Consider the following 18,132-nt stretch of genomic DNA (forward strand, 5'->3'; position numbering starts at 1 on the left):
AACACACTGCAACAAGCCCTGTCTGGTGAGGGTTTGGCAATTCGACACGGTCGTTAAGCAGCAACTACGTCATCATCCGCCCAATTGGTGTATTTAGTCCTCACTTGGGCGAGGCCGAGGTTCCTGGCGCAGGCGGCGCCGACCGGACGGGGGAGCGCCAGGGTGCGGACCCGGGGGTCGTCGGCGAGCGGGGCCGGCAGCCGCTCGACCGAGACACCGTCGAGCGCGATCACCGCCTCCCAGGGGACGGTCTGGCGGGTGAGGCTGGCGTGCATGGCGGTCAGGTAGCCGAGGCGGTCCTCGCGCAGGCGGGTGGCGATGACGACGGTAATCAGAGGAGCGGCGTACGAGGGCAGGGAAGACTCCAGGGACGGGGGTGGTTAGCGGCGGCTGGTGCGCCGCGGGGTGCCGGCCCGCGCGGGGGCGGCGGCGGGCGCGCTGCGGGGTGATGCCGCATGGGCCGGCTGGATGATTGGGGCCGGTGCGATGGGGGCCCAGTGCTCGGGGTGGTCGCTGAAGTTGGTGCGCGGGTCTGTGGTCCAGTCCACGAGTCGGCCGGAGCCCTCGTGGGGCGCGCTAATCACTTCGATGCCGTGCTGGTGCAGGAGGTAGCCCCATTGCATGTCCTGCGCGTCGGCGGTGTCGTTGGTGACCGTCATGCGCACTGGTGGGGATCCGTCGGGGGTGATCAGGTGGTCCAGCGTGCTGCTGGGCCACTGTTCGCCGCCGGTCAGTGCGGTGATGAGCGCGGGTGGGGCGCTGTCGAGGAGATCGGTGCCCAGCTCGTCCCAGCCGACGGCGACGTCATCGATGAGGTGACGGGACATGGCCTGCAGGTCTCGCCCGAACTTGTGCTGGTAGGTGGTCAGGAGCAGGGGGAGGTGGTGGCTGGGCACGCCGTCGAGGTGGACGTAAATGCCGCTGTAGCCCGAGGTGGTGGGGCGGGCGATGAAGGAACGCGTGGACAGGGAGGTCTCCGGGTCGCAGGGCGGATGTCGGCTTTCGGGGCGGTCAGTGCGACGTGCGGCGCGGGGGAGCCTGCCCAGGCGCAGGCATAGCCGGACCGGATGGCTCAGTGCCCGGCAGAACCTGCGGAAGACCGGAGGCCGCGGCCTTGGGGGCCGGCGCAGGGTCGTACTGGGTCCGTAGCGATTCCAGGTCGGCGTGGTCCGCGATGGCCAGTACGGACAGGCTGCGGCTGGCCGCTTCCCGAAGCAGCTTGGGCGGCGAGCCCTTGGCCGCCGCGTGGTACTGGCCGCGCCAGTGGGCGGCAGCCACGAGGTAGTCACTCACCGCGCGGAGCGCGGGTTCGGCGGCGTCCAGGAGGCGGCTGGTGACGGCGTGGACCTCTGCGGGCGTCTGGGCTGCGGCGAGTGCGGCGATGTAGGGCGCGGGGTCAGGGGCGGGCAGCGGTGCGTCCGGCAGCTGGTGCTCGGCCAGGAAGGGCGTGGCGTCGCGCCGCGCCCATCGCAGCAGGTCAGCGCGGGTGGCGATGCCGTATCGAGCGGCAGCGATCTGCTCCGCGTCGCGGCTGGCGTTGTCGTACAGCTCGAAATCGGGATGGGACACGGGTCAGTCCGTTCTGAGGGCTCGGGGCCTTATGCGAGGTTCGGCTGCCGTGAAGCGGCGGGCGGGCCGAAGGCGTTGGTGCGCGCGCACGTGTAGCCGATCAACTGGGAGGGGCCCTTCGCCGGAACCGTTGCGGCGTCGCTGCAGACGAACGTGTACTGGATGGAGCTGCGCGGCACGTCGTGGAGCCAGGCCCGGTCGTCCTTGTTCGGGGTGATCTGCAGACCGAGGCGTGCGACCGCGTCGGTCTGGGTGTGCGTGTGGGAGAACAGGATCAGGGCGCCGCCGTCGGTGGTCTTGAGCGCGTAGGCGTCGGTGTAGCGGCTGGGGGCGCCGGCGAAGACGCTGGTGCCCAGCTTTCCGTACTGGTTGCCGGTCGTGTCGTGGACGCGGATCTGCCGCCTGCTCGCCACGGTCGGCGCGAAGACCTTCGTGCCGGTGGTCGCACCTCCGGTGGCGAAGTTGTCGAGGACCGCGGCGCGCAGGAGGTCGGGGCCGGCCGCGAGTTGCTGGATGTCCTTGGTAGCGACGGCGGTGGCGTAACCGGTCTGGTCGAGGGCGACGCTCGGCAGCGTCGTGCCGTCGAGGTCGACGACGGAGACCATCTCCCAGCGCCTGTTCGAGGGGCTTTCGACGAATACTGCGAGGCGGGAAGGAGCCGTGCCCTTCTGGTCCGAGAGAGCGGCGGCGAACCAGCGGTCCTGTCCGGGGGGCAGGCGCGGGATGTACAGCTTGGCGCTCGCGGTGTCGTACGACCACGCCTTGTACGGCGTGCGGTCAGCCTTGGGCAGGCCCTCGGCCTCGGTGTAGTCCGCCACCGACATTGCATACAGCGGTCCGTCCTCGATGGTGTCGAGCTTGACGCGGTCCCGGATGGCGTTGGCCTCGTTGTTGGTCGTTGAGTAGTTGCGGATGACGGCGAGGGCCTGGGTGGTGTTGAGCGCTGGTGCCGGCTTTGCCGCCGTGGTGGCGCTGGGGGCCGGCTTTGTGTCGGGGGTGGTGTGGTCGTCGGCGCAGCCGGTCAGGGCCAGGGCTAGACAGGCGGCGCCGGCGGTCAGCGGCAGGGTGTGGTGGGCGAGGCGGATGGGGCTCTCCTGAGTGTTTCGGGGCTGGTCAGTGGGTGCGGGTGGGTGCGGGTTTGGCGGGCCGAGGGGGGACGGATGCGCCGGAAGGTGCTTGCGGTCCGTGGGATCCCGGGGGCGCTGAGGTGAGTTGTTTCGCGTCGAGAAGGAGTTGGTGGCCTGCTTCGTGCAGGTGATGGCGGGCGTGGTTGAGACGGTCGTCGAGGAGTGAGCGCGCGGCCTGTTGGGCACCAGCGGCTTCTGGCGAGTGAGGAAGAGCGGCGAGGTGGTGCAGGTTCCCGGTGTGGGCGATGGCTGCGCTGAGATCGGCCATGGCGCGACCGAGGGTGCCCACGGCGCGCGTCAGCGCGGTGACCCTGTGCCAGGTGGCGTCGTGCGCGCTGACCGCTGTGCCGGGCTCGCGGTCGGCGAGGGCGGCGGCACTGGTGATGTGGACGATCAGGCTGGCGATGTCACGGACCCGGTCGTCCAGTTCGTCGAGGTTGTCACTGACGCAATGCCGCGCGTCCGTGAAGGGCATGTCCTCGGCCGCGTGGTGGATGCGCTCGGCCAGGCCGCGAAGTTGGCCTATGGCATCGAGGTCGGAAAGCAGCGGAACTCCGAAGGGCGCGTGCGGGGGATGGATCACCGGCGGGGTGAGCGGGCGGCCTGCGGTGATGCCGGCGGAGGTGCGGCCGTGGTGGGTGCGACGTGGCGCAGGTTCACCCCGATGCCCTGGGCCGTGAGCAGCCGGGCCGCGGCCTGCACGCGCAGCGACCGGTCGTTCTCGCTGTACTGCGCGGACAGGAGCAACGCCGCTTGATGCGGCAGGTATTGAAAGCCGCAGGCGAACAGCGTTCCGCGGGCCTGCTCGGGCACGCTGTCGTACGGTGCGCCCAGGGCCCCGTCGTCGTACAGCGTCAAGGTGAGGACGTGTGCGACCTGCGGCGGTGCGGGGCGGTGCGGCGAGTCGGGCAGGGTCGCCGCGTTGTCGAACACCGATTCCACGGCCCGCTCGTAGCGGGGCAGTACCCGTTGGGCTATGCGGGCGGCTGCCCGTGCGGGGTCGTTGGGGATGGCGATGCCGTGGGGTTCCTCGACACCGACGAAGTGGTGGGGCTTGATGCCGTCCTCGACGGGTTCGAACGAGGCGGCGACGAACTGATCGCAGTGGTGAGGCCGGTCGGCGATGAAGAGCCGGTGTCCTTCGGGGCCATGAAGGATCGCGTCGTGGGAGAGGACGTACTGGCTGACGATGTGGGCGACGTGGCCGTTGTCCCAGAGCTGCTCGGTCCGGGGGAACTGCTCCTCATACCGCGCGTGGCGTTGGTAGTCACTGCTCCAGGAGCCGGGCAGGCGGGCAGCCAGGGCCCTGGCGAAGTCGGACAGGTCGGTTCGAGCTGGCGGCATGGATTCCTGGGGGAGGGTGTGGGGGGCCGGCGGCATCAGCGTGCGCGCTGTGGCGGTGCTGGCGGGAGGGCCGGCGGGAGGGGCGCCGGACCGGATGAGCCCAGGTCGGGACGGGGAAGCTGGTCGGTCAGTACCCGCATCCGGTCCTCCGCCACGTGCAGCACTTCCCCGAGGTTGCGGATCTCAGAAGCGGCGTCGGCGAGGTCGTACGACAAGTCGAAGCCGTCGTCCTGCTCGGCTTCCTTAGCCTTCTCCCCGGCCGCTTCGAAGAACTCCCCGAGCCGCTCCAGCAGCCCGTTGATCGGGTCCAGGATCTGGTGCAGCAGCACGGCGGCCTCCGCGTGCGACGCGGCCCCGTTGAGCCGGTCGGTGAGCGCGAGGATCGCGTCACCGTAGACGTAACCCACGGCGCCGTCCGCGGCATCGGCGCGAGGCGCTGGTGCTTTCGGCTGTGGGGCCACGCAAATGCGCGTGCGTTCGGTAGAGGAGGGGGGTGCGGTCAGCAGCCCGAGCTGGGCGAGCCGCTGGTCGATCGCCTCGATCACCTGCGCGGCGCTGCCGCCGTGCCGGGCTTCAGCCCGCTCAGGATCCCCCGGGGCGGTCGAGGGGGACGAGTCGTAGAGCACCTCGAACAGCTCATAGTCATCGTCGCTTTGGCGGGTCACGATCCACCCCTCGGGGTCTCCCGGCAAACGCTCGGAGGGGGGTTCCTGCGGTGGGCCGATGATTAGGTAGCTGTCGTCGGGAAGCGATGCGCGCACGATGTACGCGCTGAGACCGAACTCGATGTCGCACCCCAGTCCGCGCTGTCGCAGCGGTGTGATGATGTGCGCGTGGCAGCGCCACAGCTCCTGCCACCACGCGGTATACGTGTTGCCGTGCTCGGGCAGCGGTGCCAGGGACGGGGCGCGGGCAGACGTGCGGCGCGCGTCGGGGCCGGCATCCGGGGACCCTGTGCCATCAGTGGTCACGGTTGCGCCTGCGGGGAATGAGTGCGTGGATGCGCGGGATCCGGCGTGTGGGGAGAGGCTTCGGATCCGGTCGGGCGGTGTCCCATGCGTGCTCGTCGGAGGCGTCGAGCAGGTGTCGTTCCATCTGTGCTTCGTGATCGGCGATCTGTGCCATGAGGTCGTCGTGCTCGGCCTGGTTCTGCTGGTACTCGGCCCAGTCGGCGTCGGTGAAGTGGGCGGGGCGGTTCAGAGGACTCCTCAGGAATCGGATGCGGGCATCGTGAGTCGGCGCCGGCTAGAGGTTGTGCGTGCCCGGCTTGGGCGGCGGGGGCACCGGGCGTTGCCGTCGAGACAGCGTCGGGAAGAAGCGATGCAGGTCGAGGTGTTGGTCGAGTTCCTTGGCTGCGTCGTGCAGCGATTCCGACGTGCGCCGCAGGTAGGAGCGCCCCGTGGCGTGTTTGAGGACCATGGAGTCTTCCTGGTACTGCCGGCGGGTTGAACTTGCGGTTTGGGACAGGGAGAGGGCAGTCTGCGCGGTCTCGGCGAAGAGCGGGGCCGCGTAGGTCGACAGGGTGGCGGCTGTCGCGAGGTGGGCGAGTACGGCGCTACCGGCGCGGTTCGTACTGTGCATGGTCCGGGCGAATTCAGCCGTCGTGCGGATGACGCGGTGGGAGAGGGCTTGCGCATCGACGGCGTGCTGGATCAGCTCGGGGTATGACGGGGAAGCTGGTACGCGGCCAGCGTCGTCCAGGAGCTGCCACTGCTGGGCCGCGTCGCCGTACATGGCCTTCATACCGTCGAGCGCGCCGATGAGGCGCAGGGTGTCGTCGCGAGGTATCAGTTCGCGCTGGGGATCGGGATTCATGAGTCCATTGCTCTTGTTTTAACCCCATGGGCCTGGGTTCCGCATAATTCGCGGTGCATAGAGTGTTGATTCGTGCTGTGACCTGGGGAAACACGTCTGGACACGCCGTGGGGGCGTGTCTCTAGGCGTGGGGGTTGTGGCTGGTCAGTGGGGTTCTGGGGTGAGCTCGACGATCTTCTTGGGGGCGGGGATGTCGAGCTTGTTCAGCAGGTCGCGCTGGGTGCGGGTGAGTTCGGTGAGCTGGCGGAAGGTGCCGGCGGGGCCGGTGAAGGTCCCAAGGTGGAGCCGGTCGAGTTCGCGGCGGATGGTGGGCCAGGTCGCCCGGGTGGTGGTCTCGGTGATGCGGATCAGCAGCAGGGCGAGCCAGCACAGGATGACGTGGGCGCGGATGCGTTCTTCGAGGCGGTGGTAGACCGGGCGGAGGTCGAGGATCTGCTTCATGTCGCGCCAGCCGCGCTCGACTTCGAGGAGTTGCTTGTAGCCCAGCGCGATGTCCTCGGCCGAGAGTTTCGGGTCGCTGCAGCGCAGGAGGTACTTGCCGTCCAGGTTCGCCTCGGTCTTGGCCTTGGTGGCGTCGATACGGAGCTTGCCGGCCGGGGTGGTCCGGAGGTAGCGGTTCAGGCCGGGCTTCGCGGTGATCTTGCCGCGCAGTTCGCCGCGCTTGTAGTCCGAGAGGGTGTCGCTGCCCTCGATCAGCTCGGTGAGCTGGGCGATCAGTTGGGTGCGGATCGCCGCGTCCCGGGTGGCGCCTTCGGGGTTGTGGCAGATCACGAAGCGTTCGTTCTCGGAGACCTTCACTTCCTTGACGCGCATGTTGTGCGCGATGTCCTGGTAACGGCCCTGTCGGGAGAGCGCGGCCTTGATCTCGGGGGAGTTGGAGCGGAGCTTCTCGCCGATGATGTAGTGGTGGTCGCCGGAGCGGATCTCGGGGGAGTTAGCGGCGGTTGGCCGCGGAGGCGAAGCCCCGGTCGGCGACCCATACGATCTTGGACAGGGTCCAGTCCCGCATCTCGTCCTTGACCTGGCGGATCAACGCGGAATCGGCGGTGTTGCCGGGCCAGCACCACACCCGCACGGGGATCCCGTCACGGGTCACCGCCATCCCGATCACGATCTGTGGCAGGTCGTCGCGGGAGTCCTTCGACTTCCCCCAGGTCCGGAACCCGCCCTTGCTCCCGCCGTCGCCGTCGCCGTCGCCGGTTTCGGGGAGGGGGAGGCCGTGTTCGTCGCGGGCGACGGGCAGGTCGGCGTCCTCGAGTTCGAAGTAGGTGCTGGTGGTGTCGAAGAACAGCAGGTCGACTTCGAGGTTCAGCAGGTGGGCGGCCGAATCGAAGACCCGCTGTTCCAGTTTCTCGCGTATCTGGTGCAGCCAGTCCATCGACCGGTAGCAGGCGTCGTCGTCGATGCGGTCCAGGCCGTCAATGTGCACGTCGTGGTTGACCCACTCGGCGGCCGCCAGTTTCGAGGACGGGGCCAGTGCGCGGTTGGCGACCAGTGCGAACAGGACGCGTTCGGTGGCCTCGACGTTCCGTGGACGGCCTCGCCCCCGGGTGCCCAACGAGGCCACGATGCGGGGGAGTTCCAGTCGCTGCCACAGGTGGTCCAGGAGATACGCACCGCCGAAGGGACGGGACTCGACGAAGTCCAGCTCCGTGCTCGCCTCGGCGGTGGCCGCCAGCGCGGCAGCCGGATCGAGGAGCTTGGACAGTGAGCCGACCAAGCGGCGCACCGCATCGGTGTCCAGCTGGTCCTCGCGGCCGAAACCGTACAGCAGCTTCGGCACCGACCGACCCGCCGACGCGTCCCAGGTGTTGTGGGCCAGGTGCAGGTAGCGGACCGTGCCGCTCTTGGTCTTCCGGCTCGTCGTCTTCACATACATCGCTCTAGACAATACACGCCTGAGCCATGCAGTTATTGGAGAGTAAGCCAAAAGCGTTTCTCTAGGTGATTCCAGCCCGTTCGGCACCAACGAGTCTACTGACCAGGCACTTCACCGCATCGGACCCTCTAGACCCGCCGAATTACGCGGAACGCAGGTAGAGGGGGTCCTGCGGCGCGAAAAACCACCAGGTCAGCCATGGCTGTTTCAGGCCAACGTGTCTGGTTCTAGAGTGCCGTTGATCAGCCCTTCGGCGAGGCTTCGCGCGGTCTCGTGCCCCAACTCGGCCGCTCGGGCAAGTTCTGTCTCGAAGCTGGCGAGGCTCTTCAGAGCCGATCCGTAACGTCGTTGGGTATCGATCGGGAGGACGGGCAGCTGGAGTCTCTTGACGTCAATACGGAGTGCCCCGCCCGTTCCTGCGGTGGAACGGCCCGCTTTGCGGGTGTTCTCGCTACTGGACAGGACACCAGCAGTGAACCAAGGGTCGAGAATCTCCGGGTTGACGCGCACGACATGGACGCCCATCCCGATGCGAGCGCCGACCTGCTCGTGCGTGGCGACGCGGGCGACAACGCTGCGGGTGATCGCTGGAATGAGGATGTCTCCGGCCTGGATCACGGTCTCGTCGGAGTCGTCCTGCTGCACGGTCCCGCTGGGCGCATTCCCCGAGATCACATCGTGCGTAACGACCGCCGCGACGTCGACAGCCGATCTGCGGGACCGCTGTTCAGACGCGGAACCGTGCCGGTTTGAGCCCCGCGCTGTTGTGCGAAGGAGAGCAAGGGCGCCGGTGCGGGCGAGCCCGTCGAGCGTTGCAATAGGGGCGGCTGGGAGGACCGAGTCATGAGCGGCTGCCAACGGTGGTAGCAGGCCGCGCAGCATCTCAATCTTGGAGTTGAACGTGCTCGCAAGGTCCAGCAGCGCCTCGGCGTCATGCCGCTCCGCGTTGGCGGCCGGTAGATGGCGAAGCGGCGTGAGGTCGACGTCCTCGTCGAGAAGTTCGACAACCGGAACGGATCGAACTGAGCGCGGTTCAGCAAGCACGCTTTGTGGGTCGTCGAGATAGGCACGCCAGGCGGGCATCATGCTCTGGCGGATCTCTGTCCAGTGTGTGTTGTCGGATCTCGGCACGATCTGTGTCGAGGTGTCGATGAACAGAACGCGCTCGCCAGGACCGTCGTCCCGGTGGGGGCGGCGCAGAAGCCAGATGTGGAAGCCGATGCTGGTGCTGGGAAGCGCTCCTACGGGGAGAGCGAAGACGGCTTGCAGAGCTCCACGGCGGACGAGCTCGCTGCGGATGCGACGGCCCGTGGCGCGCGAGGCTGCGGCGGGTGGCATAAGGAGCGCGGCATATCCTCCCGGCGCGAGGTGGGCCAGGGCGTGCTGGACCCAGGCGAGTTCGGGTTCTGTACGGGGTGGTAGCCCGCCGTAGGTCCATCGGGAGTCGTAGGCGAGCTGTTCGTGGCCCCAGTCCTGTAGGCCGAAGGGCGGGTTGGCGACGACCGCGTCTGCGGAGAGCTGCGGGAATTCGTCGGCGAGCAGCGGATCGCCCGCGCGAATGTCTGGTGCTTGGCTTGTGACCGACGCCCATTGCTGAAGCAGTAGGAGCCGCAGAAGGGCGATGCGCGCCTGGCCGGGATTGGCAGTCTGGCCGTAGATATGGATTGGGCGATGGTCGTCGAGTGCCTGCCTGCCGGCGGCGCGCAGGAGAGTGCCGCTGCTACAGCTGAAGTCGAAGATGTTGGAAGCAGGGCTGACAAGATCGACCATGAGGTCGGCCAGGGGATGGGGAGTTACGTCGAACCCTGTCGATCCGCGCGCCGAGGTGAATTGCTCGTGCAGGTACTCGAAAGCGTCCGTAGGGCTGGCTTCCTGAGAGAGGATTGCTGCGGCCTCCAGGAGTTTGTGTTGTGCGGGCGACCATGCCGGGGGCAGGATAGGTCTCAGAAGCGCGGCCGTGGCTTTGCCATGGCTGTCCAGCGCAGTGCCGAGTTCACGTGGGCTGGGAACTGCGTTGAGTCCCGCGAGCAGAACCGCGCCTACCAGACAGAGGGCGTCGGCAAGTTGGCTGCTTGCGCTGAATGCCTCGATGCGGCGCCACGTTCGGTCCCGTGGGGTGGCCTCCGGCAGTTTCCCTTGCCCCTCGAGCCACTGCTCCACGGTGGCGAGGTCGAAGGCGGGGCTGGCCGATGTGCCGGCGACGGGCTCGGGGAAATCCGTGTATCGCCGACGCCAATTGCTCACGGCAGCTCGGCCGACTCCAGCGATCTTCGCGATGCCGGTAGCGGTGACGGTGGTCGGCGACTCTGCCACTACATCCTCCGGTGATCAACGTGACCAATCTACGTGAATTGTAGCTCGAACTAATGTACTTGTGTACATCGTTCACGCATAGATTGGGGATTTTGTGGCCCCCTGCGGACTTCACTCTCCGACGGCTTCCTCACAGTCGTTGATGCCGTCGTCGATCTTCCGTACCTGTTCGCTCTCCGCGCCGAAGTGCCGTACCGCGTCCGGCCTGACGTCGCGATACGCCTTCAAGGTGGTCTCATAGGGTCCTGCTTCCTGTAGGAGCTGGGCACGGTCGATACGCATTAGCAGCACCCCCTTCGTCGGTGCGTCCGAAGCGCCCGATTGCGACGTCCAGGCAGCGCTCGATGAGCGCGATGGCCTCCAGAACCTTGCCTTCGATAGCCAGGTCATCGGATTCCTGGCGGATCCGAACCAAGTCCGCTCGCTTGAGGACCGGATTCGCATTTCGTCGGGCCCTGCTCGGCAGGCGGGGATTTCTGGGCGGAGCCTGCGTTGTGGCCGTCGGCCGCGGTGGTGGACTGCAGGGGTTCACAAGCGGGAGGGTGGGGTCCGGGGCCGGCCTCGGCGGGCGAGGGGTGCAGCGTCCCGGAGGCTGTGATTGCAGCCTCGCGTAGAGGGCGCGGGCATCCTCCGGCCGACGATCGGGGTCCTTGTTCAGGAGGCTGTCCGTGAGGTCGGCCAGCCAGGGAGGGATGCATTCACGTAACTGGGCGACCCTGCGCGGAATCTCGTCCATATGGCATCTGGCCATGGCATGAGCGGTCTCGGCGGAAAAGACCTGTTCACCCGTCAGCAGCTCGAAGAGGATGCAGCCGACGGCATACAGGTCGCTGCGAGGTTCGGCCAGCCCACGACTGGCCTGCTCGGGCGCCATGTACGCGGCGGTGCCCGGCGCGAATCCGGTGGCAGTCAGTCGAGTGGCCTGGGGATCGGAGAGAGCGACGATGCCGAAATCGAGGATCTTCACAACGCCGTCCTCGGCAATCATGACGTTGGACGGCTTGAGGTCTCGATGAACCAACCCAGCGTCATGGGCATGAGCGAGCGCAACAGCGATCTGGGTGACGAGCGCAACGATGTCCTCGATGGAGAGAGGGTGGTGGTTCGCCATGAAACGCTCCAGGGTCGGGCCCTCGATGTACTCCATGACCAGGTAAGGCGCGCCGTTCCAGTCGCCGAAGCTGTGCACCTGTGGGACATGGCGGCACCTGCTCAACTTCGCGGTCGCCTTGGCCTCGCGCAGGAAGCGGTCCGTGAACCGTCCGGACTCCCGATCGGCGGAGTGTGGATGCAACAGCTTGACGGCCACCTCACGGTCAAGCCCGATGTCGAGCGCCAGCCACACCTTGCCCATCGAGCCTTCGCCCAAGGTGCGCGTCAACAGGTACTGCCCGACGACGATCTTTCCCTGCGAATCCACGTGGCGCCCGCTCTCCCCAGTACATACAGCCACTGCCCGAAGCGTGAAGCGTAGCAGCTGGGATGCATTCTGTGGACATTGTTCACAGGATATGCTCTACTTCCGTTGACCACAGGTGGTCCGGCCTTCTGTCTGGCGTGGTGTCGCGGTAGCTCTATGCCGCATTGCGCCGTGCCTGCGCTGGTCCGTAAAGGGCTCGTCCGCGGCAGGCTGCTACCACCATCGTGCTGTCCAGCGCGGCCGAAGAAGGGGAAAAATGACGAACTGGCCCATCCCCGAAGGGATTGCGGGAGAGTCAAACCTCGTGCGTGTCTTCACCCGGGGAGTTCGGAATGACAACGGTGAGTGTCCAGCTCTCCGCGCGTTCAACTCGCGTCCGGGACTGCGCTCCTTAACGCGGACTCCCTACAAGCCGCCAGACTTCGAGAATTTCGCCCTTGCCACGGTGATGCAGCAGCTGGACCTCAAAGAGTTCGGCCATGTTCGCGGTGATCCACCGCGCGGTAGGCCCCCGCACCCCGGGCTGGCACTCTGGGCTGTGCATGCGGTCGCCAAGTATCTTTCCGCATCGAGCACCCTGGAACTGGCCGCGCAAATGCTCCCCGATCCGTTGCACTGGGTCGAGCAGACCACACTGACATCGGCTCAGCCAGGTGAGCCCGCTGTCTACGAGATGCGCGTATGGGGGCGTTGCTACGCCACCCGCGACGGCCGTGTGCGCGAATTGCGGCTCCCACGCTTCGGGGTTGCCGGTGCCCATGAGCGGGAGCCGGCTGAGATTGCCATGGCCGCCCATATCGCCGCATACGGTGGACGCGCCGAGGAACCCGGCTGGGGCGAGCAGCATGACGTCGGGGAAGCGGCCGTCCCTGAACGAGTGCGCGTCGTGGAGGTGGGTTGCCTGGATGGTTCCACCCTGGTCCTCTTCGACGGGTCGCCTCATGAGACGGACGCCCCGTTCAAAGACCTCGCCGCCCCACGTCTGCGGACCACCATCGACGCGATCAAGCGACGCCCCGGCGCCAGTTGCGTCAAATGCCGCCTCTCCCCAAAGTGCACCGTTCTGCAGCGCCTGCCTGGCATTCTCGGCATCGAGGACACCACCCGCCCCCGCCGCACTCTCTCCGTCACCGACCTCCGTCGCTATGAGAACTGTCCGACGCAGGAACACCTGCGCCGTATCCATCTCCCGTACGACAGGGAGATCGAGCACGACCGTCACATCCGCCGCGGGCATGCCGTCCACGCCTGGTTGCAGCACCTCCACGAACGATCGTCCCGGCGCCCGTGCACCGCGGCCGATGTACCGCCCAACCCATCGGACTGGCAGATCGGTGGCTGGCACCTGACCGGACCCGAAGCGGAACTCGGTGTCCGGCTCATCGCCCGTCATGCCGCCGTGTGCCCCCTGAAATATGCCGACCAAGATGTCGAACTACGGATCGAGGAGACGCTGACCTTTCTCGATACCGAATCAGACACCCTCGTCATGGCCAAACCCGATTTGCTCTATCGCAGCAGCGGTTCCTGGGTCTGGCGCGAACTGAAGAGCACCAAACACCGTACCCCGCGTGGAGGGAAAGACATCCTCGAACAGTATCCGCAGGCTGCTCTCGCCCTCATCCTCCTCGCTGAACGAGCACTCGGAGGCGACGTGCGAGGTTCTCGCGTCGAGCTGGAGATCCTCCGCCCATCCGGCCCCGACCTGGAACTCATCACCCCAAATCAAGCAGATCGGGTTGCCAAGGCGCGCGAAGTGATCCACTCACTGGCGGCCCCGTGGCATGCCGACTCCGTCTCCGCACCCAACCCCGGAAAGCGATGCCTCCGCTGCGAGGTCGCCCAATGGTGCCCAGCCCCTGCTAAGCCGACGGACACCGACGGCTGACCGCTTCTCCCCCCAACAACCTGGATCCGCCATGCCGACTCCCGATCCTGCCCCTTCGCCACATCAGGGGCTCACCCTGCTACGCACGATCGCCAGCGCTGTCCTGGATCTCGACGATCTGCCGAACCCCGGCACATTCACCCTGCCTTACCCCGAGGAGGCGCAGCGTGCTCTTGACCGTACTGTGCTGGCCTGCCTGCTACGGGGCGCCGACCCACCGCTCAGTGTCCCGGATCTCATGGCCTGGTGCAGGGAATGGCCTGTGGTCGACTGGCCACTTGATGTGCCCGCTGACCTCGCCGGTCCGGAGGACCGTCTGATCGACCAACACGCCTACCTCCCCACTGACCTGTGCTACGAGTGGGCGGTCGATCGCCCTGACTCGGCGACCGAGCAGATCGACCGCGCCCTGGTCCATGCTGCACTCGACCGGTGCCGCGCCGCGAATGCCCCATCCTCTTATATCGCCTTCCGGCGCTTGCTGATCGAACGCCCCGTCCTGACTCGGGACAAGGCAGCCGAGATCGCGCTGGAACCAGCCTTCACCCCCCTCGACGGACTCTTGAACCAGATCTACCTCCCAGCCCCGGCCGGCTGGACCCGGGGAGGGCACTTCACCTCCTGCCGGCGCTGCAAGACGCTACTCGTACCGACGCGGGACGGTGGTTGGTGGTGCGAGGCCACGCGCTGCCGTCGCCAAGGAGACACACCTGTCGGTCCGGAGTACTCGGGGGACGAGGGCGGCGGAGTCCTGCTGCTCACTCGCCCACTGCGATTGTTCGTCACGGCTCCGGGCATCGCTGAGCTGCAACTTGAACGTGCCCTGTGCCACCTGGGGCTTGCACCGGAGTTGTGGCCGAACTTCGATGCCTACGACCTGAGAATCACCCTGCCGGGCGGGCAGGTTTGGGCAGTGGATGTCAAGGACTGGGCGAACCCCGCCCTACTGGGGCGCAATGCCAAGCCCCTGATTTCAGACCCCCCGTACGACGATGCCTTCATCGTCGTACCGGACCACCGGACCACACAGCGCCGCGACTACGTCACTGTCGTGAAGCGCTATCTGCCCCAGAACGTGAAGGGACGGCTAGCCGTGCTAAGCCAGCGGCAGTTCACCGCCAAAGTCCGAGCGGTCCTTGCCGAACACACCGGCAGCGGGTCGACGGACGAGGTACCGGAGGATGGCGATGCGTGACCGCCAGGAATGGCAGAAAGATCTCATCGCGGAACTGCTTCCGCACTTCGCGGACGAACTGAAGCCCCGCCGAGCCGCCTCCAGCCTGAGCGAGGTCGAACTTGGCCTCTTCCTGATGGAACGCCTCATCCCGGGCCATCCCGCGAAGGCCGGGTGGACTCTGCTCGGCGGCTACCCCTTTGCCACCGCGCTCGGCCACATCAGCTCGCCCGAGGATCAGATCCTGCTGCGGATCGCACGACATTTGCTGTGGCCGCTCCGCCGCCGCCGCACCTGGCACCAGGCTCTGGACGCCTACCGGACCCTGGCCCCAGAGATACGGGGATATTTGATCCAGAGCAACGACGACCCGCCGCAGCGTCGGTCCGTCTCCATCGCCTACGACAGATGGGCCATCTACGCAGCGGCACTGGCCGCCGCGCCGCCTCACCAGACCCGGCACCTTCCCCTGGCTGAACCCGGCACATGGAGATTCCTCGAAGGCCGCATGTGGACCTCTGTCGACTTCCCCGCTGAACTCCCGCCTCAGACAGCGGCCTCACACCTGCTCGAGGATCACATGCGCGGAGGAGGTAAACCCCTCGAAGTGCCATGGAGCGAGTTGGTCGAGACCGCGGCGTGGATGCAACAGCGACTCAGCAGTGACGAGGACCCCTCCGGCGGTGACTGGGTCCGGCGCCTGGGCCGGGTCGAACTGTTCGTCCGCAACCATGAGCTCGGCGAATTCACCAGAGAGCTCGAGCTGCTGACCATCGATCGCATACTGCACCTGATCGGCATGGTCGGCGCCGGCAAGAGTACCCTCCGCGATGTCCTCGCGGTATGGGCCGTTCGCAATGAGCGGCGCGTGACCCTGGTCGTTGGCGATGTCGCGGAAGTCCTTCACCTCGTGTCCATGTTCACCATGCTGGATTTGCGGGCGGCTCCCGTCCTCGGGGCGACGACACGTGAACAGCACCTCCAACGGATGCACCGCCGCCTAGCAGCGCAGGACGACTCCTCGCTCCTTACCCACGACGCCCTGGGGTTCGACTACCTCAGCACCGCATGCCCGGTCGACGCACTGCGCGGCGTGGAGGCGCCAGGACCGCTGCCATACGCCGCTGCCCCCTGTACCGCGCTCTACACGGTAGGCACAACCGCGAGCCGACGCCTGATGTCACCACTCGCAACAGACACCGACACACCGTCCACCACGAAGGCCGACCGTAGGAAGCGGCACGGATGTCCGTTGTGGAACCAGTGCCCGCGCCACCACGCCTCCCGGGAACTCGTCGAGGCCGACATCTGGATCGCCACCCCCGCGGGCCTGATCCACAGCGCTGTCCCCGCCCACCAGAACGAGGAACGGGTCAGATTCCTGGAACTAGCATGCCGGCGCAGCGATCTCATCGTGGTCGACGAAGCGGACCGGGTGCAGATGCAGTTGGACACAATGTTCGCACCCGCCACCACTCTGGTCGGCCGCGCCCCGAACTCCTGGCTGGATGAGATCCACCAGCACAAGATCGAGGAGATGTCCCGCAGCGCCCGCATTCAACTGTCCGACGATACCGTCATGCAGTGGACAGCGGCGCTCCACACTGTCACCGTCGCAGCCGACCGCATCTACTCCATGCTGCTGCAGCACAAGGGGCTACGAGACTGGGTGGAAGCGGACTACTTCAGCTCCTGGACCCTTCAGTACAAGCTGATCGCGGAATGGTTCGGAAACCCTGAGGATAGCCAGGCCGACGCGGCGGACGTGCTCGACAGCCCCGCGCCCGAGTGGGACGAGGACATCGGTCGACTCGAAGCCCCGGACGACTTCGATGCTCCATCATCTGATCCGTCCGATACGCAGAGACCACGAGACGACGAGAATCCCCAACGCGACGCTGTCGTCGCCATCCTCGACCGATTCCGCGATGACCCGCTCGGCGACGAAGAACAAGCCGACCCCGCCGTCGACGGACTGATCCGTCTCACCCGACAGCTCCTTCACACCACCCGCCCCCGCAACGCTCGCCGACTCGTCCAGCGCGAACTGCTGTCACTCGCAGGTGAATCCTTTGCTGCGAACCCGGGCAACCTGTCGGAGCAGACGCTGCGCTTCGAATTCACACTGCTGTTGTCCGCCCTGCACACCAGGTTGGACCTGATGACAGAGATGTGGCCAGGTGTCGAGGCCGCGCTCAACCTCGCGAGCTCCACCAACGTCCTTTCCCGGCGCCCTCCGGAGGACTACCGCCCGCTGGTTCCCGAATCACCCATGGGCAACATCCTCGGCTTCCAGTTCCAGTCCGAGGAGATCAACGTAGGTGAACTGCGAAGCGGCGAGCTGCGCTTCTTCCGATGTGCCGGAAATGGCCGGGAGCTTCTTCTACAACTACCAGATCTCACTGCAGCCGATGCCCGGCCCGCTCCGCACGTGTTGTTGATGTCCGGCACCAGCTGGGCGGGGCAGTCCACCCGGTACCACGTGCTGACCGAAGTAGGCGCTCTGCTCAAACCACCCCGATCTGAACTCGACGCCGTGGCCCGGTCCGTGTTCACCACCCGGTTTCTGCGCGGTCCTGGCGGAAAGCCGCTGAAGCTCTCCGGCGCCAAGCCGCATCTGCGGCCTATTGTTCTGGAGCAGATGCTGGACCAACTGGCCCGTAGAGGTCAGGACGGCAAGCCCAGCCCCTTCGAGCAGGAACTTGCGGCAGTGGACGACGACCGCCGTGGACGGCTGCTGGTCCTGACCGGTTCCTACGACGAGGCGCGGCGCGCCTCGGACATCCTGAACCGCATCCCTCGCTGGACGGGAAAGGTCTGCCGCCTGGTCTCCGACGACGCCGAGCAGGAGCACCAGTGGCAGCAGACCGTCGACGACGGAACCGCACAGGTGCTGCGACGTGGCGACGTGGCGAACTTCGCCTCCACCGGCACACAGATCCTGGTCGCCCCGTTGCTCGCCATCGAACGCGGACACAACATCCTTGACCGCGGAGTCGCTGCCATCGGTTCTGTGTTCTTCCTCGCTCGCCCCCACCCCCGCCCCGATGACATCAGTCTGGCCATTCAGGCGGTTAACGACTGGGCCTCGCGGATGCAGCGTGACGGACGATTCGACGAACTGGTCCGCACACAACCAGGGCTTGACGCGGCCGGCGCCGAGTTCCGGCACCAGGCCCGCGGCCACTGGAGGCGCCTGCTGAACCACCCAGTGGCCTGGCGGCGTCTCAACGAGTCGGAGAAGATCTCCTTCACCTGGGACCAGATGGTTGTGATCTGGCAGGTCATCGGTCGCCTCGTCCGCGGCGGTGTACCCGCCCGCGTCATCTTCGTCGATGCGGCGTTCGCCGAGCGTGCGGCGCGCGGTCAGGGTCTGGACACCTGGAAGTCAAGCCTCCTGATTGCCATGCGGCACGTCCTGGACCCGTACTTCGACCCGGACCCCGACGCAGCCCTCCCCGTCAGCGGCCAACCGGTCTCCCAACTGGACCGAGCCCTGGTCACCACTCTCTACGAACCGCTGCACGCCGCACTCACCCGGCTATTCCCACATGTTGCGTCAGCCGACGAGGACTGAACGCGACCGCTCCTCCGGAGAACAAC

At 66.8% G+C, this 18,132-nt stretch carries 15 protein-coding genes and 1 pseudogene; 3 read left to right on the forward strand and 13 right to left on the reverse strand.

The window, feature by feature from the left end:
- Positions 1–68: 68 nt before the first annotated feature.
- From M2266_RS29840 to M2266_RS29900, 13 genes and pseudogenes are all read right to left on the reverse strand, one after another.
- Positions 69–335 (reverse strand): annotated as a pseudogene (locus M2266_RS29840) (glycosyltransferase); the annotation flags it as partial.
- A gap of 45 nt (positions 336–380) precedes the next feature.
- A complete protein-coding gene (locus tag M2266_RS29845; protein WP_277440979.1) occupies positions 381–896 on the reverse strand; it encodes a hypothetical protein in 516 nt (171 codons plus the stop codon).
- 115 nt (positions 897–1,011) lie between these two features.
- Positions 1,012–1,569 carry a hypothetical protein gene (locus M2266_RS29850; protein ID WP_277440980.1) on the reverse strand — a complete coding sequence of 186 codons (558 nt, stop codon included), beginning with the start codon at positions 1,567–1,569 and terminating at the stop codon, positions 1,012–1,014.
- 29 nt (positions 1,570–1,598) lie between these two features.
- Entirely contained in the window at positions 1,599–2,393 is a 795-nt protein-coding gene (locus tag M2266_RS29855) for a hypothetical protein (protein ID WP_277441416.1), read from the reverse strand.
- A 289-nt stretch (positions 2,394–2,682) separates the two neighbouring features.
- A complete protein-coding gene (locus M2266_RS29860) occupies positions 2,683–3,279 on the reverse strand; it encodes a hypothetical protein (RefSeq protein WP_277440981.1) in 597 nt (198 codons plus the stop codon).
- Positions 3,276–4,040 carry a hypothetical protein gene (locus M2266_RS29865; RefSeq protein ID WP_277440982.1) on the reverse strand — a complete coding sequence of 255 codons (765 nt, stop codon included), beginning with the start codon at positions 4,038–4,040 and terminating at the stop codon, positions 3,276–3,278. The genes M2266_RS29860 and M2266_RS29865 overlap by 4 nt, the downstream gene beginning before the upstream one ends.
- A 35-nt stretch (positions 4,041–4,075) precedes the next feature.
- The gene (locus M2266_RS29870; RefSeq protein WP_277441417.1) at positions 4,076–4,939 is read right to left on the reverse strand and encodes a hypothetical protein; all 864 of its coding nucleotides are present in this window, start codon (positions 4,937–4,939) and stop codon (positions 4,076–4,078) included.
- Between the two features lie 61 nt (positions 4,940–5,000).
- Positions 5,001–5,165, reverse strand: a complete 165-nt coding sequence (locus M2266_RS29875; protein ID WP_277440983.1) for a hypothetical protein — start codon at positions 5,163–5,165, stop codon at positions 5,001–5,003.
- A 120-nt stretch (positions 5,166–5,285) separates the two neighbouring features.
- Positions 5,286–5,855: a hypothetical protein gene (locus tag M2266_RS29880; protein WP_277440984.1), complete on the reverse strand. Its 570-nt coding sequence runs from the start codon at positions 5,853–5,855 to the stop codon at positions 5,286–5,288.
- A 144-nt stretch (positions 5,856–5,999) separates the two neighbouring features.
- Positions 6,000–6,668, reverse strand: a complete 669-nt coding sequence (locus M2266_RS29885) for a hypothetical protein (protein WP_277440985.1) — start codon at positions 6,666–6,668, stop codon at positions 6,000–6,002.
- 121 nt (positions 6,669–6,789) lie between these two features.
- Complete coding sequence (locus M2266_RS29890; protein ID WP_277440986.1) at positions 6,790–7,728, reverse strand: IS1634 family transposase; 939 nt, start codon at positions 7,726–7,728, stop codon at positions 6,790–6,792.
- Positions 7,729–7,941: 213 nt separating this feature from the next.
- Positions 7,942–10,047: an N-6 DNA methylase gene (locus M2266_RS29895; RefSeq protein ID WP_277440987.1), complete on the reverse strand. Its 2,106-nt coding sequence runs from the start codon at positions 10,045–10,047 to the stop codon at positions 7,942–7,944.
- Between the two features lie 235 nt (positions 10,048–10,282).
- A complete protein-coding gene (locus tag M2266_RS29900) occupies positions 10,283–11,467 on the reverse strand; it encodes a serine/threonine-protein kinase (protein ID WP_277440988.1) in 1,185 nt (394 codons plus the stop codon).
- A gap of 256 nt (positions 11,468–11,723) precedes the next feature.
- On the opposite strand from M2266_RS29900, the gene M2266_RS29905 reads away from it, so the two are divergent.
- The 3 genes from M2266_RS29905 to M2266_RS29915 are packed head-to-tail and all read left to right on the forward strand — an operon-like array spanning position 11,724 to position 18,106.
- A complete protein-coding gene (locus M2266_RS29905; protein WP_277440989.1) occupies positions 11,724–13,355 on the forward strand; it encodes a PD-(D/E)XK nuclease family protein in 1,632 nt (543 codons plus the stop codon).
- A 31-nt stretch (positions 13,356–13,386) separates the two neighbouring features.
- The gene (locus tag M2266_RS29910; RefSeq protein WP_277440990.1) at positions 13,387–14,550 is read left to right on the forward strand and encodes a hypothetical protein; all 1,164 of its coding nucleotides are present in this window, start codon (positions 13,387–13,389) and stop codon (positions 14,548–14,550) included.
- Positions 14,537–18,106 (forward strand): signal recognition particle, encoded by a 3,570-nt coding sequence (locus tag M2266_RS29915; protein WP_277440991.1) that lies wholly within the window; start codon positions 14,537–14,539, stop codon positions 18,104–18,106. Before M2266_RS29910 ends, M2266_RS29915 begins: the two co-directional genes overlap by 14 nt.
- Positions 18,107–18,132: the final 26 nt, after the last annotated feature.

Source organism: Streptomyces sp. SPB162, from assembly GCF_029504575.1.
GTDB lineage: Bacteria > Actinomycetota > Actinomycetes > Streptomycetales > Streptomycetaceae > Actinacidiphila.